At 72.3% G+C, this 18,852-nt stretch carries 18 protein-coding genes and 1 pseudogene; 7 read left to right on the top strand and 12 right to left on the bottom strand.

Features of this window, described 5'->3' with window-relative positions:
* Window positions 1-46 precede the first annotated feature (46 nt).
* From ACWD01_RS17105 to proC, 5 genes and pseudogenes are all read left to right on the top strand, one after another.
* The gene (locus ACWD01_RS17105; RefSeq protein WP_451162499.1) at window positions 47-427 is read left to right on the top strand and encodes a peptidase; all 381 of its coding nucleotides are present in this window, start codon (window positions 47-49) and stop codon (window positions 425-427) included.
* A 33-nt stretch (window positions 428-460) separates the two neighbouring features.
* Window positions 461-978: pseudogene (locus ACWD01_RS17110) on the top strand (hypothetical protein).
* A 243-nt stretch (window positions 979-1,221) separates the two neighbouring features.
* The gene (locus ACWD01_RS17115) at window positions 1,222-1,989 is read left to right on the top strand and encodes an ABC transporter ATP-binding protein (protein ID WP_451162501.1); all 768 of its coding nucleotides are present in this window, start codon (window positions 1,222-1,224) and stop codon (window positions 1,987-1,989) included.
* The gene (locus tag ACWD01_RS17120; protein WP_451162503.1) at window positions 1,986-2,723 is read left to right on the top strand and encodes an ABC transporter permease; all 738 of its coding nucleotides are present in this window, start codon (window positions 1,986-1,988) and stop codon (window positions 2,721-2,723) included. Before ACWD01_RS17115 ends, ACWD01_RS17120 begins: the two co-directional genes overlap by 4 nt.
* 117 nt (window positions 2,724-2,840) lie before the next feature.
* Window positions 2,841-3,650 (top strand): pyrroline-5-carboxylate reductase, encoded by an 810-nt coding sequence (gene proC / locus ACWD01_RS17125; RefSeq protein ID WP_451162505.1) that lies wholly within the window; start codon window positions 2,841-2,843, stop codon window positions 3,648-3,650.
* 7 nt (window positions 3,651-3,657) lie between these two features.
* Here the strand turns inward: proC and ACWD01_RS17130 are convergent, their stop codons facing one another.
* Entirely contained in the window at window positions 3,658-3,984 is a 327-nt protein-coding gene (locus ACWD01_RS17130) for a hypothetical protein (protein ID WP_451162507.1), read from the bottom strand.
* A 284-nt stretch (window positions 3,985-4,268) separates the two neighbouring features.
* Between ACWD01_RS17130 and ACWD01_RS17135 the strand changes: the two genes are divergently transcribed.
* The gene (locus ACWD01_RS17135) at window positions 4,269-4,949 is read left to right on the top strand and encodes a ScbR family autoregulator-binding transcription factor (protein ID WP_451162509.1); all 681 of its coding nucleotides are present in this window, start codon (window positions 4,269-4,271) and stop codon (window positions 4,947-4,949) included.
* 195 nt (window positions 4,950-5,144) lie between these two features.
* Here ACWD01_RS17135 and ACWD01_RS17140 read toward each other — a convergent pair whose 3' ends face one another.
* The 11 genes from ACWD01_RS17140 to wrbA form a co-directional block, all read right to left on the bottom strand.
* Entirely contained in the window at window positions 5,145-5,888 is a 744-nt protein-coding gene (locus ACWD01_RS17140; protein WP_451162511.1) for a ScbR family autoregulator-binding transcription factor, read from the bottom strand.
* A 762-nt stretch (window positions 5,889-6,650) separates the two neighbouring features.
* Window positions 6,651-7,406 carry a DsbA family oxidoreductase gene (locus ACWD01_RS17145; protein ID WP_451162513.1) on the bottom strand — a complete coding sequence of 252 codons (756 nt, stop codon included), beginning with the start codon at window positions 7,404-7,406 and terminating at the stop codon, window positions 6,651-6,653.
* Window positions 7,407-8,092: 686 nt separating this feature from the next.
* Window positions 8,093-9,181 carry an LLM class flavin-dependent oxidoreductase gene (locus ACWD01_RS17150; protein WP_451162515.1) on the bottom strand — a complete coding sequence of 363 codons (1,089 nt, stop codon included), beginning with the start codon at window positions 9,179-9,181 and terminating at the stop codon, window positions 8,093-8,095.
* 26 nt (window positions 9,182-9,207) lie between these two features.
* The gene (locus ACWD01_RS17155) at window positions 9,208-9,624 is read right to left on the bottom strand and encodes a PPOX class F420-dependent oxidoreductase (protein ID WP_451162572.1); all 417 of its coding nucleotides are present in this window, start codon (window positions 9,622-9,624) and stop codon (window positions 9,208-9,210) included.
* 263 nt (window positions 9,625-9,887) lie between these two features.
* On the bottom strand, window positions 9,888-10,310 hold the full coding sequence (locus ACWD01_RS17160) for a hypothetical protein (RefSeq protein WP_451162517.1): 423 nt from the start codon (window positions 10,308-10,310) through the stop codon (window positions 9,888-9,890).
* A 274-nt stretch (window positions 10,311-10,584) separates the two neighbouring features.
* Window positions 10,585-11,769, bottom strand: a complete 1,185-nt coding sequence (gene aroC, locus ACWD01_RS17165; protein WP_451162519.1) for a chorismate synthase — start codon at window positions 11,767-11,769, stop codon at window positions 10,585-10,587.
* Window positions 11,770-11,771: 2 nt separating this feature from the next.
* Window positions 11,772-12,986 (bottom strand): 3-hydroxybenzoate 6-monooxygenase, encoded by a 1,215-nt coding sequence (locus ACWD01_RS17170; protein ID WP_451162521.1) that lies wholly within the window; start codon window positions 12,984-12,986, stop codon window positions 11,772-11,774.
* A 64-nt stretch (window positions 12,987-13,050) separates the two neighbouring features.
* A complete protein-coding gene (gene aroA, locus ACWD01_RS17175) occupies window positions 13,051-14,301 on the bottom strand; it encodes a 3-phosphoshikimate 1-carboxyvinyltransferase (protein ID WP_451162523.1) in 1,251 nt (416 codons plus the stop codon).
* A complete protein-coding gene (locus tag ACWD01_RS17180) occupies window positions 14,301-15,044 on the bottom strand; it encodes an SDR family NAD(P)-dependent oxidoreductase (RefSeq protein ID WP_451162525.1) in 744 nt (247 codons plus the stop codon). Before ACWD01_RS17180 ends, aroA begins: the two co-directional genes overlap by 1 nt.
* Before the next feature lie 291 nt (window positions 15,045-15,335).
* Window positions 15,336-16,463, bottom strand: a complete 1,128-nt coding sequence (locus ACWD01_RS17185) for a DUF6081 family protein (protein ID WP_451162527.1) — start codon at window positions 16,461-16,463, stop codon at window positions 15,336-15,338.
* Window positions 16,464-16,683: 220 nt separating this feature from the next.
* Window positions 16,684-17,301, bottom strand: coding sequence for an NAD(P)H:quinone oxidoreductase (gene wrbA, locus ACWD01_RS17190; RefSeq protein ID WP_356897797.1), 618 nt, complete (start codon window positions 17,299-17,301; stop codon window positions 16,684-16,686).
* A 453-nt stretch (window positions 17,302-17,754) separates the two neighbouring features.
* On the opposite strand from wrbA, the gene ACWD01_RS17195 reads away from it, so the two are divergent.
* Entirely contained in the window at window positions 17,755-18,633 is an 879-nt protein-coding gene (locus ACWD01_RS17195; RefSeq protein ID WP_451162530.1) for a shikimate dehydrogenase, read from the top strand.
* Window positions 18,634-18,852 lie beyond the last annotated feature (219 nt).

Genomic DNA, 18,852 nt, shown 5'->3' on the forward strand with positions numbered 1-18,852 from the left:
GCGCGGCGGCAGAAGCCACTCATCCACGTCAACGGGGGGAAGTCCGATGGCTCTTGAAGAGACGCAGAACGAGAAGGCCGGGAACGGGGAGATCCAGGACGCGGCGGTGCGGGGCGAGGAGATACAGAACGCGGCGGCCGACGGCGACGCCGGCGCCGAGTCGGTCGGGACCATGGTGGCCACGCGCTATCCGGTCGCGCCCGGCGTCCGCCTCAACGTCCGCTCCGGACCCGGCACCAACTACCGGCTGGTCAAGATCCTCCCGTACGGCGCGTCCGTGCCGATCAACTGCCAGAAGGCCGGCGAGACCATCACCGGTACGTACGGCACCACCAACCTGTGGGACAACATCGCCAACGGCCAGTTCGTCTCCGACGCGTACGTGCACACGGGCAGCGACGGCTACATCGCCCCGCGCTGCTCCTGACCCGGTCCTGACGCGGCGGGGATAATCGACCCCGTGAGCGAGCACACCGAGAACACCACGACGGCCGGCGGCGGCCCGGAACCCGAGCCCATCCGTTTCTTCGGCACGACCTGGGTCGGCCACGACGGGGGGTACGGGCCGCGCCGGGCCGGCGTCGCCGCCGGTGCGCTGGTGACCGCCTTCGCGGCGGCCCTGGTCCTGCGCTTCGCCTACCAGGGCCTCGCCATCGCCGAGGTCGGCAGCTTTGTGAACGTCCTCGTCATCGTCATGTTCGCCGTCTGCAGCGCCATCGCGTTCCGCAAGACGTGGGAGAGCTTCACCCGCCGTCCCGACGGCTCGTCGACCGAGGACTCCCTGCGCACCCTGAAGATGATCGGCTTCATCGGCTCACTCATCGCGTACGCCCTGCGCTGCTTCGTCGAGGCCCCGGGGGAGGGGCTGCGCGCGCCGAGTACGAGACCGCGCGGGCGCAGTACGAGAAGCGCCGCGGCGTCCGCTCCGGGAACCCCGCCGCCCGCAGACGGAAGGGCGGCAGGCCGAAGCGCGGGTGACCGCGCCCGCGGCGGACCGCCGCCGGTCCGGCCGGCGTCTTGAGGCCACCGCGCGGAGCGCGGTCAACGGCGCCCGGGCGCGGGCCGCGTGTCCCCCGTCCCGCCGGACGGCCGCCCCGAACATCCAGCACACACAAGATCACCGCGGGAACGTGCCCGCCGACCGCGCCCGGTCACGCCCCCAGGGGAGTGACCGGGCGCGGTGCTTGACGGCCCCGGACATCCAGGAGCATTATTCATCACATGATGAATTCATCTGAGGTCGCCGTCCTCGCCCGCGGCCTCACCGTCGTCCGGGGAGAGCGCACCGTCCTGCGCGGCCTCGACTTCACCGTCCTGGCCGGCCGCATCACCGGCCTCCTCGGCCCCTCCGGCTGTGGGAAGTCGACCCTGATGCGAGCCGTCGTCGGCACGCAGGCCAAGGTCACCGGCACGCTGGAGGTCCTCGGCGAGCCCGCCGGCGCCGCCGGGCTCCGCTCCCGTATCGGCTACGTCACCCAGGCGCCGTCCGTCTACGACGACCTCACCGTCCGCCAGAACCTCGAGTACTTCGCCTCCGTCCTTCTGCCGGGCCGCCGCAGTCGTGACGCCCGCCACGAGTACGTCACCCGGGCCGTCGAGGACGTCGACCTGACCTCGCACGCGGACTCGCTCGCCGGCCGGCTCTCCGGCGGTCAGCGCAGCCGCGTCTCGCTCGCCGTCGCGCTGCTCGGCACACCGGAGGTGCTCGTCCTCGACGAACCCACCGTCGGGCTCGACCCCGTCCTCCGCCGCGACCTGTGGGACCTCTTCCACCGCCTCGCCGCCGAACGCGGCGCGACGATCCTGGTCTCCTCCCACGTCATGGACGAGGCCGAGCGCTGCCACCGCCTCCTGCTCATGCGCGACGGCGCGATCCTCGCCGAGGACGCCCCGGACGACCTGCGCACCCGCACCCGCTCGGAAACCGTCGAACAGGCCTTCCTCCACCTGGTCGACCAGGCCGCCGCCCTCGAGGAGAACGTCCGATGAGCCCCGCCCGCACTCTCGCCACCGCCGCCCGGGTCCTGCGGCAGCTCCTCCACGACCCGCGGTCCATCGCCCTGATGATCCTCGTGCCGTGCGTGATGCTGTTCCTGCTGCGGTTCGTCTTCGACGGCAGCCCGCGGACCTTCGACTCCATCGGCGCGTCGCTGCTCGGCATCTTCCCGATGATCACGATGTTCCTGGTGACCTCCATCGCCACCCTGCGGGAACGCACCTCCGGCACCCTGGAACGGCTCCTCGCCATGCCGCTGGGCAAGGCCGAGCTGATCGCCGGCTACGCCCTGGCCTTCGGCCTCGTCGCCGTCGTCCAGTCGCTGCTCGCCACCGGCCTCGCGCTGTGGGGCCTCGGCCTCGACATCACCGGCTCCGCCTGGCTGCTGCTCCTGGTCGCGCTCCTCGACGCACTGCTGGGCACGGCGCTCGGACTCTTCGTCTCCGCCTTCGCCGCCTCCGAGTTCCAGGCGGTCCAGTTCATGCCGGCCGTGGTCTTCCCGCAGCTGCTGCTGTGCGGTCTGTTCACCCCGCGGGAGAACATGCAGCCCGTGCTCGAAGCGATCTCCGACGTGCTGCCGATGTCCTACGCCGTCGACGCCATGAACGAGGTGCTGCGCAACGCCGACGTCACCGGCGTGTTCGTCCGCGACGTCCTGGTCGTCGCGGGCTGCGCCCTGGTCGTCCTGGGCCTCGGGGCGGCCACCCTGCGCCGCCGCACCGCCTGACCCGTGCCGACCCGTACGCCGCGCCGCCCGTACCGACACTCGGACGGGACGGCGCGTCACCGCCCGACGGTGACAGGATGTGCGCACGTGCCCCCACCGGCGAGGTGAACTTCAGCCATGACCCAGACAGTCGCAGTCCTCGGTACCGGCAAGATCGGTGAAGCCCTGCTCAGCGGCATGATCCGCGCCGGCTGGCCCGCCGCGGCCCTGCTGGTCACCACCCGGCGCAGCGAGCGCGCCGACGAACTGCGCGACCGCTACGGCGTGGACTGCGTCAGCAACGCCGAGGCCGCCAAGCGCGCGGACACCCTGATCCTCGCCGTGAAGCCCCAGGACATGGGCAAGCTGCTCGACGAGCTCGCCCCGCACCTCACAGCCGACCGCCTCGTGGTCAGTGCGGCAGCCGGCATCACCACCTCCTTCATCGAGGAGCGCCTGACCGCGGGCACGCCCGTCGTCCGGGTCATGCCGAACACCCCCGTGCTGGTGGACGAGGGCATGTCGGTGATCTCCGCCGGCAGCCACGCCACCGGTGAGCACATGGCGCACGCGGAGGAGATCTTCGGCGGTGTCGGCAAGACCCTCCGCGTCCCCGAGTCCCAGCAGGACGCGGCCACCGCCCTCTCCGGGTCCGGCCCGGCGTACTTCTACTTCCTCGTCGAGGCGATGACCGACGCGGGCATCCTCCTCGGGCTTCCCCGCGCCCAGGCCCACGACCTGATCGTCCAGGCCGCCATCGGCGCCGCCGTCATGCTCCGCGACAGCGGCGAACACCCGGTGAAGCTCCGCGAGGCGGTCACCTCGCCCGCCGGCACCACCATCAGCGCCATCCGCGAGCTCGAGAACCACGGCGTGCGCGCCGCCCTGATCGCCGCCCTGGAGGCGGCCCGCGACCGCAGTCGCGAGCTCGCCTCCGGCAACGGCTGACCGGACCTCAATACCCCTGGGCGAGCGGCTCAGGGGACCAGGTGCGTCGTGCCGGTCGTGCGGCGTCCGCGCAGCGCCTCATGGGACCCGGCACCGCTCCGGGCAGCGCCGCCGCCTGTCCCGGCGCCGGCGAGACGGGGATCTCGACGACGGAGCGCTCCTCGGCGAGGGCCGGCTCGGCGTAGCCGCCCGACCCCCGGGCCGGCACCCGGCGGCCGTCCTCGGTGCGGCCCACGACCTCGCTGCCCGGGATCAGCGGCAGGGACTCCGCTCCCGCGTACGAGCCGTCGATCAGCTGGGCGTCGCCGAATTGACTGAACTGGCTCGCACGCAATAGCGGTTCTCCCCATTCGTGTTCGGGTGTTCTGGCCGCTCTTACGAGCCCGATCGGAATAAATAACTGACCAAACGGTCCCTTATGTGCCGAGCGCCGGCCGAGATGACGAGGTCTGGCGATCAGCAGGGCTCCGACCTCCCGGTTCGCGGTAGCTTCAGAAGCCATCGGCAGTGGAATCCGTCGACCTCGTCAGGCCACGGGGGCCTAAAGAAACCGCATGGTAGGTTTCTGGGCTGGGATATGCCCTCGGAGTGCCGTGGCATGGGAAGGGGTGGCGCCGGATGGTCATGCAGGAACGGGCCGAACAGACCCGGCGGGCCTTGATCGGCGCGGCGGCCCACGCCTTCGACCAGGTCGGCTACGAGCGCTCCTCCCTCATCCGGATCAGCGAGGCCGCCGGGGTGTCCAAAGGCGCCCTTTCGTTCCACTTCGCCTCCAAGGACGAACTGGCGGACGCGGTCCAGGGGTCCGCCCACGACGCCGCCCGGACCGTCGTCGACGGCGTGTGCCGCCACCCCGGTCCGGCCCTGCAGTCCGTCATCGACATCACGCACGCGCTGGCCGACCTGCTGGAGACCGAGGCGGTCTGCCGGGCCAGCGCCCGTCTCGCCCGCGAGCGCACCGCGACCGTGCCCCTCCCGCACCACTGGAACGCCGCCTGGGCGCGGCCTGTACGCCGTCTGCTGCAGCACGCCCGGGACGACCGGTCCCTGCTCCCCGCCGCGAACGTCCACACCGTCGCGGTGCTCGTCGCGTATCTGATGGCCGGTGTGGAGACGACGGTGCGGGACCACTGGATGCTGTCCGCCCTCGTGCCGCAGCACCGCGAGGAGCCGCGGGAGCCGCCCCGGGCGTGGCTGACCCGGATCTGGGAGCTCGTGCTGCCGGAGGTGGCCGCCGTCGACCACCTGCCCCGGCTGCGGGCCTGCGGACCCCCTGGGCGGGAGTTGTCCGGTACCTAGGGCTTCTCGTTCGGATCCTGCCGGGCTCGCGTGCTCCGGCACCGCATCTCGCTGCGATGCCGGCGGGCTCCCCGAGCCGGCCGAGGACCGTCGATGCCCGGCTCGACGCCCCGTTCCGTGCGGCCCGCGCGGAACGCCTCGTGCAGTTCGACGACCCCGCTTGGGGCCGGCCGCCGTCGGCCGCCGGCCGCTGGGCTAGAAACGGCCCGGAGCCGTGACCCGGGCGGCCCCGCCGTCCCCCGCCTCGTTCTCCGCGGTGGCCTCACCGGGCGCATCGGTCTTGTCCGGCTCGGCCGTCCTCCGCTCCGCGTCGGACCGGGCGATCACGCGGGCCCCGCGGTCCGGCCCGGTGTCCAGCCTGCCCAGGATTCCCGGTACGGCGATGGCGGGCAGCATGTGGTCGTACAGCAGGCCCACCTTGCGCTCCAGGCAAATCATCCGGCTCGCCGCCTGCGAGGTCAGCGTCAGACCGGTGAACGAACCGACGAGGAGCTGCGCGGTCTCCTCCGGCGCCACGTGCGGAAGCAGTTCGCCCTGCTCCTTCGCCTGCTCGAGCAGGCGGGTGACCAGCTTGGTCCACTCGCCGTAGGGCGTGCCGACGAGCTCCCCCTCGAAGCCCTGGTCCGCGGCGAGCCGGGCGGACGCGCGCAGCGTCACCTCGCGGGGGAGCCGGTATGCCAGCACCATGCTGACGTCCACGAGCTCCTGCATCTTGCAGGGCTGCTCGGGCACTCCGTCGGTGGTCACCGCGTAGGCGAGGACCCCTCTGGCGAGGTCTTCCTTGGACGGGAAGTGGAAGTACAGCGCGCCCTTCGTCACGTCGGCGCGGACGAGGATGTCCGCGATGGTGGCGGCCTCGTATCCACGCTCGGCGAAGACGGTGGCGGCCGCCTCAAGGATCGCCGCACGAGTCCTGGTCGCGCGTTCCTGACGTGCCATCGGGCCTCCTCTCGCTCCCCGTTCGCGTTCAAGTTCTTCCTCAGTGTGCCTTACAGCGATCCACGAAACAAACCGGGTGGTCTGTATCTTTGCTGTTTGCAGGGGACGGCTGCTCCGCGACAGAGGTCCAAGGATCCGGGGTGGTGTCTCAGCTCTCGGTCCACGCCCCAAAAGATCTGCTCGCAAGCTCCGCCGGGGCCCGCGAATTCAAGGGACACCCCCCGGCAGCGTGCGTGAGGTCGCGCCGGAGAGCAAGGCGCACGGCGGAGGCTCACTCAGCGTGGTCCACGTAGATGGTGAACGACAGTCCGCCGCGCTGCGCGACGTCGCCGCGGGGACCTGGTCCCCCGCGGCTACGGGCCCGCCCCAAGATCGTCGGCGTCTTCGACAGCGACGGCACGACCGGCGCCCCGAAGCGGTCGAATTCCAGATTGCGCGCCTGGGAGAGCCAGAACGGCGAACCGGTCTCCGGTGGGAAATGCCCGCGGAGGGCCCGCCCGGAGAAATTCGTCCGGATCGGGGGTCGCGCCCTACGGCAGCTCAAGAATGGGATCGATGGCGGGTGCCGATGTGCTCCCTTCGGGAAACAGCAGGAGCGAGAACAAGTCGGCTTGTCCCGGCATTGAAATGCCCGCGCATCGATCCGGCAAAGGCCGTCAATTTACTCTGTCAAGTGATAAGTCGGCCGATGGACCACCCATATGCCGCCGCCCGAATGCGGCTTTTCATTGGGCGGCCCGTACGGCCCGTGCGACCCCTGTGTCAGCCCTCCGACGGAGCGGCGGTGACGGAGTCGAGGACGCCGTCGGTCCAGTCGGCGGAGTACGCGTGGAAGTCCGGGAAGCCGCCCTCGTTGGGGTTCCCGGTCCAGCGGAAGTCGGCGCCGGGGTTGTGCACGTCGACACCGGCCACGGTGAACAGATGCGGGCTGCCCTGGACCCGGGGGCCGCCGGCCAGCGCGAAGTCCCGGTACAGCGCGGCCCGTCCCTCGCCCCGCTCGATGGCCGCCGCCAGCGCCTTCTCGTCGACCAGCGGGCACTCGGCGGCGACCGCCAGGATCTCCGACGGGGTGCTGATGCAGCGGTTCTGGGCGTAGAACGCGTGCCGCAGGGCGGTGTCGAGCTGGTCGGACGCGGGCAGCCCGCCGACCTCGGCGGCCTTCGCCGCCTGGACGGCCTCCATCGCCGGAAGGATCGTCCCCGGGTACGTGTACTCGGGCGCCGACCACAGCCGCCAGCCCAGCGCGGGCTCCTTGGCGCCGATCGCCACGACCTCGGCGTCGATGATCGGCTTCGGGGTGGACTGGTTGTTGAACAGCTCCAGCGGGAAGGCCCGGTGGTCGACCACGAGCCGCACACCGCGCCGCTCGGCGGCCGCGTGCAGCGTGTGCAGGGCCAGTGTCGCCCACGGGCAGCCGATGTCCGACCACACGGTCACGGTCGACGCGTCGGACGAGAACAGGGCGTCGGGGGAGAGCACGTCGTCGGACGGGATCGGGGCGTCGGACAAGGGGTTCATCAGGGGTCCTCATTCTTGAGTCCGGGCCGTGCCGGAAGGCCGGGGAGAACCACCGCCGGCCGAAGCGCGGCACAGGCAGTCTGTCCGCCCCGCCCCTGCCTTAACGCACCCTGAGCCGGGACTTCGTCACATGCGCGGCGCCGACCTGACGAAGCGGCCCGGTGCGCATCGACCGGGCAGGCGCCGGGTCCGGAGCCTGACACGGCCATTGGTGTCGTGCGGGCCGACGCCACAGGCGCCCCCCGATACCCCGTACGAAACCACCGCAGCCTGGTCACCCGCATGGCACTGCAGGCCGTCGGGCCCGTCGGCCTGGTGACCGTCGCCCGGCGGGCCGGCGGCCGGCGGGCACGTACACGCTGCTGCGTGCGGAGAAGGTGCCCGGCCAGGACGCCAAGGTGCCGACGGCGGCACCGCTCACCAGCCGGCCGCCGGCGAGCGTCGCCGAGCGGCACGGCGCCACGCCGTACCAGGTGGCGCTCGCCCGGCTGCTGGACCGCAGCCCCAACCCCGTCCGCATCCCGGCGACTTCGTCGACCGGCCACCTGGAGCAGAAGATCGCGGCGACCGCGCTGCGGCTGACCGAGAGCACCTGCTCGAGCCGGACACGCTCCAGGCGTAGCGCCGGGGGACAGAGGAAACAGTGGAAGGGGCCTGCCGGACGCCGTCGGCAGGCCCCTTCCGTTTCAGTGGCCGGCGTGCTCCCGGTCCCTGCGCGCCACCCGCTCCGCGTGGGTGGGTCCGGCGGGGACGTCGGCGGGACGGCCTGACGCGAACTCCTTGCGCAGCACCGGCAGCACCTCCTCGCCGAACATGTCGAGCTGCTCCAGCGCGACCTTCAGCGGCACCGCGCTGGCGTCGACGATGAACAGCTGCCGCTGGTAGTCGCCGAAGGTCTCCCGGAAGGTCAGCGTCTTGTCGATGACCTCCTGCGGGGAGCCCACGGTGAGCGGCGTCCGCTCCATGAACTCCTCCATGGGCGCGCCGCCGTACAGGGCCGTGTTGTCGAAGTACGGCCGGAACTCGCGGACCGCGTCCTGGGAGTTCCGCCGCATGAAGAACTGGCCCCCGAGCCCGACGACCGCCTGCTCCGGGGTGCCGTGCCCGTAGAACGCGTACCGCTCGCGGTACAGCCCGACCAGCCGGACGAAGTGCTCCTTGGGCCAGAAGATGTGGTTCGCGAAGAAGCCGTCGCCGTAGTACGCGGCCTGTTCGGCGATCTCCGGGGAGCGGATCGAGCCGTGCCACACGAACGGCGGGACGCCGTCCAGCGGCCGCGGCGTGGCGGTGAAGCCCCGCAGCGGTGTGCGGAACTTGCCGTCCCAGTCGACGACGTCCTCGCGCCACAGCCGGTGCAGCAGCGCGTAGTTCTCGACCGCGAGCGGGATGCCCTGGCGGATGTCCTGGCCGAACCAGGGATACACCGGGGCCGTGTTGCCGCGGCCCATCATGAGGTCGACCCGGCCGTCGGCGAGGTGCTGGAGCACCGAGAAGTCCTCGGCGATCTTCACCGGGTCGTTGGTGGTGATCAGCGTGGTCGCCGTCGACAGAATGATCCGCTCCGTGCGCGCGGCGATGTGGCCGAGCAGGGTCGTCGGCGACGACGGCACGAACGGCGGGTTGTGGTGCTCCCCGGTGGCGAAGACGTCCAGGCCGATCTCCTCGGCCTTCTCGGCGAGCGTGACCATCGCCTTGAGACGTTCGTGCTCGCTCGGGGTGCGGCCGGTGTTCGGGTCCCTGCCCACGTCACCGATGCTGAATATGCCGAACTGCATGCTGTTCATCCCCTCTGTGCCCGGGCTCACTCCGCGATGCCGCCGGCCGCGACGATCCTGGTGGGGCGCAGGCGCACGAGCAGCTCGCCCGGGACTCCGTTGCGTGCGCCGAACTCCTCGGCGCGGTCCTCGCCCATGTAGCGGCCGCCGATCCTGGCGGCCCAGTGCCGCAGTTCGGCGGGCTCCTCCGAGATCGTCACCTCACCCTCGACGAGGACGAAGGCGTACGGGGGCCGGTCGTCGTCGACGCAGATCGTGGCGCGCGGGTCGCGCGCCAGATTGCGGCCCTTGACGGACGTCTTCCCGGTGCTGAACAGGACGTCGTCCCCGTCGAGCACGAACCAGACCGGGGCGACATGGGCGCGCCCGTCGGCCCGTACGGTGGCCAGTTTGGCGGTACGGGTGCCCGCGGACAGGAACGCCCGGCTCTCGACCTCCGTCATCTTCTTCACGGCGAACAGATTCCTCCGCGGTACCCCGCCGTCGCACAGACCCGGCCGGTACTGCGTCAGGTCGCGCCCCGGAGCGCAGAGGCGACGCTCCGGGGCGCGGTCACCGGGTGGCGACGGCCCGTCAGAGGACGGACTCGACGGCCGTCGGCGGCCGCAGGATCTCGATCACCGCGGTCGTCCGGTTGAAGCCGAGGCCGGTCAGCATCACCCCCCGGCCGGGGACGAGCAGACCCTCGCGGGCCCAATACGGCGGATCAGGCTGATCGGTACAGGCCGGTGTCGTGCGGGTCGGCGTACGGCTTGAACGGCAGGTCCGCACGCTGGGCGCGCTCCAGCTCCGGCCGGCTGTTCGTGACGACCGACAGGACTCGGGCGAAACCCGACCGCCGTGACAGCACGGCGGCGCTCGCGCCGTCGCCGGGCACCGGGCCGGCGCGGGCGCGCCGGCGGTCCCGGAGCGGCAGGACGAAACGGTCGGAGGCGGTGATCAGCGCGGCCGCCCGGTCGGTGCCCGCGGCGAGATGGGCCGCCGCCAGCTCGATGGCGGCCATCGCACCGTTGGACTGCTGCCTGAGCTCCGTGGACAGCCCGTGGCCGGCGAGGATCTGGTGCTGGAGACACGAGGCGATGTTCCAGCCGTCGATACCGTTGAACCCGACCGCCGCGTGCAGCAGCACCCGAAGTCGCTCTGGGCGTGCCCCGTCTGACGGACCGCCGGGTTCCCGGCGCGCACGGCCGTCCCGGACCGGGTGTCGTCGTCGCCGGCGACCGCGGCGCTCACCTGGCCGGTGCGCCGCCGCCCGGCCTCGTCCCACAGTCCGGCCTCGATGGCCTCGATGGCCTCGTCCGCGGTGACCGGCTGGGGGCACCAGGAGCCGACACCGGCTATGTACAGGTCCTCGTGTCTCATCGGAGCCTTCCCTCGGCCTTGTGCCGTCGAAGCCTCGCCGCTCAGCGGACGGTCAGGGCTGCCAGGTAGGACGTGACGTTGCGGCGGGTCTCGGTGACGCTGTCGCCGCCGAACTTCTCGGCGACCGCGTCGGCGAGCACCAGCGCGACCATCGCCTCCGCGACGATCCCGGCGGCCGGCACCGCGCACACGTCGGACCGCTGGTGGTGCGCCCGGGCCGGCAGCCCCGTGCACACGTCGAAGGTCGCGAGGGCCTTCGGCACGGTCGCGATCGGCTTCATCGCCGCCCGCACCCGCAGCGTCTCGCCCGTGCTCAGCCCGCCCTCCGTGCCGCCGGAACGGCCCGAGGTGCGCCGTACGCCCTGCTCGGTGGGCACGATCTCGTCGTGCGCCTTCGAGCCGGGCACCCGGGCCAGCTCGAAACCGTCGCCGACCTCGACACCCTTGATCGCCTGCACGCCCATCAGCGCGGCGGCCAGCCGGGCGTCCAGCCTGCGGTCCCAGTGCACATAGGAGCCGAGCCCGACCGGCACCCCGTACGCCAGGACCTCGACGACCCCGCCGAGGGTGTCGCCGTCGCGGTGGGCCTGGTCGATCGCGGCGACCATCGCCCTGCTGCCGCCCGCGTCGAGGCAGCGCACCGGGTCCCCGTCCAGCCGCTCCACGTCGCCGGGGACCGGCAGCACCCCGGACGGAGTCCGGGCCCCGCCCAGCTCCACGACGTGCGAGAGGACCTCGATCCCGGCCGTCTCCTTGAGATACGCGCGGGCGACGGCGCCCAGCGCGACCCGGGCCGCCGTCTCCCGGGCGCTCGCCCGCTCCAGCACGGGCCGCGCGTCGTCGAAGCCGTACTTCTGCATCCCGGCGAGATCGGCGTGGCCGGGGCGCGGCCGGGTCAGCGGCGCGTTGCGGGCCAGCCCGGCCAGGACCTGTGGATCGACCGGGTCGGCCGACATCACCTGCTGCCACTTGGGCCACTCGGTGTTGCCGACCATGACGGCGACCGGCCCGCCCTGGGTCAGGCCGTGCCGTACGCCGCCGAGGAACGTGACCTCGTCCCGCTCGAACGCCATCCGCGCGCCGCGGCCGTGTCCGAGGCGCCGCCGCGCCAGCGCGTCCGCCACCACGGCGGTGGTGACGGGAACGCCGGCGGGCAGCCCCTCCAGGGTCGCCACGAGCGCGGGGCCGTGCGACTCACCCGCGGTGAGCCAGCGCAGGGTGCCCACGGTCAGACCAGACCGGCGGGCACGGGCGGCGCGGTGTGGCCGGCGACGCCGACCTTGCTCCCGTGCAGCCAGGCCACCTTGTCGTACATGTCGTCGGCGCTGAGGGAGGCCAGCATCGCGTTGCGCTCCTTCGCGGCCTCGCCCGCCGGGTGGTACAGCAGCCTGCCCATCTCACGGGCGACGAGCTGGGTAGCGGCGGTGCGCTCTCGGCGCTCGGCGTTGAACTTCTGGAAGCTCACCTCGAACCCGGCCTCGTCCGTGCCGATCAGCTCACCGAGCACGACCGCGTCCTCGACCGCCTGGCAGGCGCCCTGGGCCGCGTACTGCAGCATCGGGTGAGCCGCGTCGCCGATGAGGACGACCCGGCCGTCGGCCCAGTCGGTCACCGGGTCGCGGTCGCACAGGACCCAGGTGCGCCAGTCCTCGCCGAGGTCGAGCAGCCGGCGCGCGGTCTCGCCCAGCTCCGGGAACTCGCCGAGGACGTGCTCCTTGGTGACCGGGTTGCCGAGCACGGCCTCGGTGGCGTCGTCGTCGCGGGTCGCCGCCAGGTTGAGGAACTTCCCCTCGCCGATGGGGTAGTGGACGAAGTGCCACTTGGGTCCGGCCCACAGCGTGACCGTGTTCCAGCGCAGCTCCTCCGGGACCTGCTCCATCGGGATCACCGAGCGGTAGATGGTGTGCCCGGAGACCCGGGGGAAGCCGTCGCCGACGAGCTGCTTGCGGACGAACGAGTTGATGCCGTCGGCGCCGATCAGCGCCGCGCCGGTGACCCGCTCGCCGGAGGTGAGGCGCGCGGTCACCGAACCGGGCCGCTGCTCGTAGCCCTCCACGTTCGCCTCGGTGCGCAGCTCGATCGCGTCGGTGGCGCGGCAGGCCTCCAGCAGCGGCGCGTACAGGTCGATCCGGTGGACGACCGCGTACGGGTTGCCGAAGCGGCGGCGGTACTCGCCGGTGAGCGGCATCGAGGCGACCTTCTCGCCGGTGGTGCCGTCCATGAAGCGCAGTTCGTCGATGTGCACGGCCCGGGCGCGAACGGCGTCGCCGACGCCGAGCCGGTCCAGGGACTGGAAGGCGTTCGGGCCGAGCTGGATGCCCGCGCCGAGCTCGGTGAAGGTGTCGCGGGCCTCGAGGACGACGACCCGGTGGCCGCGCCGGGAGATGCTGAGGGCTGCCGCGAGCCCGCCGATCCCGCCGCCGGCAATGATGATGTCCGCCATCTCGCTCTCTCTTCTCGCTGTCGTGTGTCTGCTGCTGCTCGTCGGTCGCGCGCCGTGCTCCGCCTCAGTGCGCCTGAGGGCCGAAGAGCCTCGACAGCTCCTCGTGGAAGCCGGGGAAGGTCTTGGTGACACAGCCGGGGTCGTCGAGGGTGATGCCGGGGGCCCGCAGTCCGAGGACGGAGAAGGCCATGGCGATGCGGTGGTCGCGGTGGCAGGCGATCCGGGTGGGCGCCATCGGTCCGGGGTGGACGGTGATGCGGTCCTCTTCCTCCTCGACCCGGATGCCGCCCACGCGCAGGTTCTCCGCGACCGCGGTGATCCGGTCGGACTCCTTGAACCGCGCGTGCCGGATGCCGCGGATGGTGACGGGGCCGTCGGCGAGGGGCGCGACGGCGGCCAGGGTCATGAAGGTGTCGGAGATGTCGCCCATGTCGACGTCGAACCCGCCGCGCAGCGGTCCGGTGCCGGTGACGGTGGTGGCGTCCGGGCCGGTCTCGACCCGGGCGCCGGTGCGCGCCAGCACCTCGATGAAGCGCAGGTCGCCCTGGAGGCTGTCCTTGCCCAGGTGCGGCACGGTGACGGTGGTTCCCGTGACTGCCGCGGCGGCGAAGACGTACGAGGCGGTCGAGGCGTCCGGCTCGATCCGTAGCGTGCTGCCGGTGTAGCCCCCGCGCTCCACCCGCAGCCGCCCCTCGGTGTCGCGCGTGACCTCGGCGCCGAAGTGGCGCATCAGGGCGGTGGTCATGTCGATGTACGGGCGGCTGACCAGCCCCCGGGCGGCGACCGTCAGCGGCTCGCGCATCAGCGGCGCGGACAGCAGCAGCCCGGTCAGATACTGGCTGCTGACCGACGAGTCCAGCGTCAGCTCGCCGCCGGACAGCCCGCGCGCGGTGATGCGCAGCGGCAGGCCGCCGCCGGCGGCCGACTCGACGCCCGCGCCCAGTTGGGCCAGCGCCCGGATCAGCGGACCGAGCGGACGCGCCCTGAGCTGGTCGGAGCCGTCGAAAGTGAACTCGCCCTCGCCGGCGGCCGCGAGGACCGGCAGAAAGCGTGCCGCGGTGCCCGCGTCGGCGCACCGGACGGCCGCCCCGGTCCGCGGCGCGCGGCCGAGCCCGGTGACCGTCCAGCGGTCCTCGCCCACCTCGACGTCCACGCCGAGGCCGGTGAGCGCCTCGCGGAAGGCGACGGTGTCGTCGCTGACCAGCGGGGCGACGAGCTCGCTGGTCCCGTCGGCCGCGGCGGCCAGCAGCAGGGCCCGGTTGGTGATGCTCTTCGACCCCGGGACACGGGCCACTCGGGCACGTATCCCGGACATCAGAGGGTCACCCCGCCGTCCAGCACGAGGTCGTGGCCGATGACGAACTTGGACTCCGGACCGCAGAGCCACACCACCGTGTCGGCGACCTCCTCGATGCCGGCGATCCGGCCGGCCGGCGCCGCGGTGCGCACGTGCTCCTCCCAGTCGGCACGGCCGTCGGTGGCCTCCACGTCACCGGGGCTGATCGCGTTGATGCGGATGCCGTCGCCGACGTGCTCCTGGGCGGCGGTCCGGGTGAGGGTGGACAGCGCGGCCTTGGCGGCCGCGTAGGCGCCGAATCCGACCTTGCGGCCGTTGATGCTGACATTGGTGGAGTGATTCACGATCACGCCGCCGCCGTTCTCCCGCATATGGTCGATCTCGTGTTTCATCAGCAGCCAGACGCCGGTGAGATTGCTGGCAAGAATTTCGCCCCACACGGCTTCGCAGGTTTCCGCGAGCTTGTGCGGCTTTCCTATCCAGGTGGCGTCGTTGAAGGCGATGTGCAGTCCGCCGTGGCGTTCCACCGTCGACTTCATCAGCCGGATGACGTCCATTCCGTGCGTCACGTCGGCCATGATGGCGTCGGCGGTGCCGCCCTCCTTCTCGATCAGGGCGACGGTGTCCCGCAGGTCCCGGGGCTCCCGCCCGGCGACCACCACGGTGGCGCCCTCCTTGGCGAAGGCCAGCGCGGTCGCTCTGCCGGTACCGGAACCCCCTCCGGTGACGAGTGCGACCTTGCCGGTGAATCGTGCAGTCATCAGGATTCTCCTGTAGCGAGCTGGGGACCGGAGAAACGGCGTCCACCAATGGATTACCGCGCGGCAATTCACGAACCTTCGCGACAGTCGCGCCGTACGGGGTGCTCACGATGTGCAAGACGCCGAAATCGCCCCTGGAATCTCCATCACTCTGCGCCGCGCCGTGGCCATGCATCAATGCGGGTAGGGCTACTTCGTCAGCTGACGGCAAGTGCCCGCGGCCCGGTCGCGGGCATGGAAAAGCCCCGTATTTCCATTCCACCGGAAAGGAAATACGGGGCTGAAGGTGTGTCAGTACCGGGCCCCGGTGATGCTGAGCTGCCGGATATCGAGCTGTGCGCCCTGCCCCCAGAGCCGGTTGCCCGGCCGGCTGTCCGGGTCGACGAAGGTCTGCGGCACCGGGGCGCCGGCATCGGGGTCGTAGTACGAGGTGGTGTCGGTGAGCTTCACCAGCGCGCCGTCGGCGCGCGGACCGCCGTCCCGGTCCGCGCCGAGGCGCGGGGCGTCGGCGTCGAGCAGGACGAACATGCCGAAGCCCGGGGCGAGCTGGCGCGGCTCGATCAGTTCCTCGCGGCCACCGAGGTCGATGATCAGATGGGTGCGGTCCTTGGGCCGGAAGCCGATCCTGTCGACCTTGTACACCTGGCGGCCGTTCACCTTCCACACCACCGTGCCGGCGGACCGGTCGTAGGAGATGGCGAGGTCGTTGACCTGGCCGGGGTGGGAACGCCGCTCGACCGGGAGGGCGTAGGAGAAGGCCACGTGGTCGGCGCCGGGGGTGGGCAGCCGCTCGTAGAAGGCGTAGACCCATTCGTTGGTGACGAAGAAGTCGAAGACCATGTTCGACTCCTGGTCGATGATGGTCATCGCGCCGGCCGCCAGCCGCAGATCGGTGTGCGGGTCGGCCACCGCGTCGCCGAACGGATGCTGGTGGGTGCCGTAGGTGCGGGCGCTGAGGGTGGAGTCGAAGGTCAGCACAGAGCCGGGGTCGGCGTCGAAGCCCAGCACGCCGGAGGACGCCCGGTGGTTGGCGAGGGCGTACCACTTGACGTGGTCGAGCCCGCCGTCGCCGCCGTCGGACTCCTTGCCCGTGGTGTAGGCGAAGGCGGGTGCACCGGTCCTCGGATTGGTGCCGGTGGGCACGACCCGCAGGCCCGCCGGCGAGGTGGAGGCCTTTCCGTCGCCGTTCGGGAACTCACCGAGCGGCGCCAGCGCCCACTTGGCGTCGTCGCCGGTGTGGTCGAAGCCGCCGCTGAAGTCGTCCCAGGTGGTCCTGGCGCGGCTGTCGGTCGCGGCGGGGGAGGCCGCGGAGACCGGAGCCGCGTGGCCCAGGGCCGGCGAGCCCGGGGCGGCCGGTATGAGTGCGGCGGCGAGGGCTGCCGTCAGCGCCGCCGGCAGGAGGAACATGGCGCGTTTCACGGGACTGGCTCCCTGTGTCGTCGTAACGGGGGAGGCGGAACGCGTACGTGTGGGGGCCGTGCGGTCGGGGGGGAGTCGGGTCAGGACGCGCGGCGGCGCGTCCATGGATCGTCGGCCGGACCGGGCCGGGCGGCTCCGCCGGCGCCCGGCCGGTCCGGGTACGCCCGCACCGTCGTCATGTCGCTCATCGCGCTCCCGCGGTGGTACGGACCGCGGCGGATCAGGCCGTGGCCTCGAGCCCGCGCTTCAGCGCGGTCCCGATCTCCACGGCACGACGCGCCTGGAACGCGATCGCGGCCAGGTTCTCCGGGCCGGGGACCTCGCCGTTGTAGCCGACGTGGCTGGCGCCGTACGGGTTGCCGTTCTTGACGTCGAACTGGATCGGGTCGGCGTAGCCGGGGGCGACGATGATCGCGCCCCAGTGGTAGAAGGTGTTGTTCAGCGCCAGGAGGGTGCTCTCCTGGCCGCCGTGGGTCTGCGAGGTCGAGACGAAGGACGAGACGACCTTGTTGACCAGCTTGCCCTGGGCCCAGATGCCACCGGTGGTGTCGATGAACTGCTTGAGCTGGGCGGCCGGCAGGCCGTAGCGGGTGGGCGTGCCGAAGAGGATCACATCGGCCCACTCCAGGTCGGCCAGGCTCGCGACGGCCACGTCCTTGGCGGCCTCGCGGTGGGCGGCCCAGGCCGCGTTGGAGGCGATGGCGGCCTCCGGCGCCAGCTCGGCCACCTGACGCAGCCGGACCTCGGCGCCCGCCTTCTCCGCCGACTCGGCGGCGGCCAGTGCCAGCTGGTGGACGTTACCGGTGGACGAGTAGTAAATGACGGCGACGTTCGTCACGGTGGTGCGCTCCTTGATCGGATGTGCGGGGCGTGGGCGGCTGAAGAACTGCACCGACCATCGCGCGGCGGCCACCCGGCCCTCAATCGACGCGGGGCGATTTCGTCACGTGTGACGGCCCGTCGGGGCAGGTCACCCGGCACTCCGGCGGTGCCCGGCACACTGCCGCGAACCGGCCACGCGTGGCCGGAACGCGGGCGGACTTCGTCAGTACGACCCGGACGGGCCGGGGCTCGCCTTCTGACGAAGTATCCGGCGGTGGGTGCCCCTGTCACGCACTTTCCGTCACGCTGAGTCAGATAGCGGAAGCCGGAAATCCGCGTGGTCACGCGCTCTCCCTCCCAGGAACGGTGGCACACCCCCCTGACCCCGGGTGCACCCCGTGGCGGCCGTCCGTTGCACTCCGTGATCGTCGTCGCCTTCCCCTCGGCCGATCCGACAAGGAGCATCGATATGAGAACCGCTCTCCCCTCCTCCCGGCAGCGCACCCGTCCCGGACACCGACGCCGGCAGCACGCCGCGGTGCTGGGCACCCCCGTCGCGCGCTCCCTCTCACCGGTGCTGCACCGCGCCGCGCACGCCGCCCTCGGACTGGACTGGTCCTACACGGCCCTCGAATGCGACGAGGGGCGGCTGCCCGGGCTGCTGGACTCGCTCGACGACTCCTGGGCGGGGCTGTCCCTGACCGTGCCGCTGAAGCGCGGGGTCCTGCCGCTCGTCGACGAGGTGACCCCGCTGGCGCTGGACGTCGGCGGCGCGGACACGGTCGTGCTGCGGCACGGCAGACGGTACGGCCACAACACCGACGTCCACGGCATCGTCACGGCACTGCGCGAGGAGGGCCTGGCCGCGAGCCGGCCCGACGCGGTGATCCTCGGCGACGGCGCCACCGCCTGCTCGGCGCTGGCGGCGCTGAAGGAGCTGGGACAGACCGAGATCCCGGTCGTCGTACGGGAACGGATCCCCGGCGGCCAGGTGTGCGCGGCCGCGACCCGGCTCGGCATCGCCGTGCGCTACTTCACCTTCGACGAACTGTCCGACGCGCTGAGCGGCGCGGGCCTCGTCGTCTCGACGCTGCCCGCGGGCGCGGCCGATCCGTACGCCGCGGCGATCGCGCGCGGCGGGGCCGACATCTTCGACGTCGCGTACACGCACTGGCCGACGAGGCTCGCCAGGGCGGCCCGCTTCAGCGGTGCCCGGGCGGTCGGCGGCCACGCGATGCTGCTGCATCAGGCCGCGGCGCAGGTCGAGTTGATGACCGGCCGCTCGGACGTGCCCATGGAGGCGATGCGCCGCGCGATGACGGCGGAGCTCGACCACAGGGCGGCATGACGCGGCCGACGACTTCGGCGGGGTCCGGGGCCGTACCGGGCCCAGCGGTGCGCTGACGGCACGCCCGTTCCGCCGCGCGGGGGGACGCAGCGGCCCGGGGCCTGCCCGCCCCTGCCCGCCGGCGTCGCTCGCCCGTCGCGCGTCGCCCGGGACACCACCCGTGCCCGAGGGCGTGTGCGGGGGACCTCCCAGGGCCGGGCGGGACCTGCCGGCCGGGCG

The sequence above is a fragment of the Streptomyces sp. NPDC002835 genome, from assembly GCF_053591995.1.

What these genes read in the sequence shown, in the direction of transcription:
- ACWD01_RS17145 (WP_451162513.1), bottom strand. Translation starts at nt 7,406, where the DNA reads ATGAACCCCTTGTCCGACGCCCCGATCCCGTCCGACGACGTGCTCTCC.
- ACWD01_RS17195 (WP_451162530.1), top strand. Translation starts at nt 17,755, where the DNA reads ATGAGAACCGCTCTCCCCTCCTCCCGGCAGCGCACCCGTCCCGGACAC.
- ACWD01_RS17150 (WP_451162515.1), bottom strand. Translation starts at nt 9,181, where the DNA reads ATGCAGTTCGGCATATTCAGCATCGGTGACGTGGGCAGGGACCCGAAC.
- ACWD01_RS17180 (WP_451162525.1), bottom strand. Translation starts at nt 15,044, where the DNA reads ATGACTGCACGATTCACCGGCAAGGTCGCACTCGTCACCGGAGGGGGT.
- proC (WP_451162505.1), top strand. Translation starts at nt 2,841, where the DNA reads ATGACCCAGACAGTCGCAGTCCTCGGTACCGGCAAGATCGGTGAAGCC.
- ACWD01_RS17115 (WP_451162501.1), top strand. Translation starts at nt 1,222, where the DNA reads ATGATGAATTCATCTGAGGTCGCCGTCCTCGCCCGCGGCCTCACCGTC.
- ACWD01_RS17135 (WP_451162509.1), top strand. Translation starts at nt 4,269, where the DNA reads ATGGTCATGCAGGAACGGGCCGAACAGACCCGGCGGGCCTTGATCGGC.
- ACWD01_RS17170 (WP_451162521.1), bottom strand. Translation starts at nt 12,986, where the DNA reads ATGGCGGACATCATCATTGCCGGCGGCGGGATCGGCGGGCTCGCGGCA.
- ACWD01_RS17155 (WP_451162572.1), bottom strand. Translation starts at nt 9,624, where the DNA reads ATGACGGAGGTCGAGAGCCGGGCGTTCCTGTCCGCGGGCACCCGTACC.
- aroA (WP_451162523.1), bottom strand. Translation starts at nt 14,301, where the DNA reads ATGTCCGGGATACGTGCCCGAGTGGCCCGTGTCCCGGGGTCGAAGAGC.
- ACWD01_RS17105 (WP_451162499.1), top strand. Translation starts at nt 47, where the DNA reads ATGGCTCTTGAAGAGACGCAGAACGAGAAGGCCGGGAACGGGGAGATC.
- ACWD01_RS17140 (WP_451162511.1), bottom strand. Translation starts at nt 5,888, where the DNA reads ATGGCACGTCAGGAACGCGCGACCAGGACTCGTGCGGCGATCCTTGAG.
- ACWD01_RS17120 (WP_451162503.1), top strand. Translation starts at nt 1,986, where the DNA reads ATGAGCCCCGCCCGCACTCTCGCCACCGCCGCCCGGGTCCTGCGGCAG.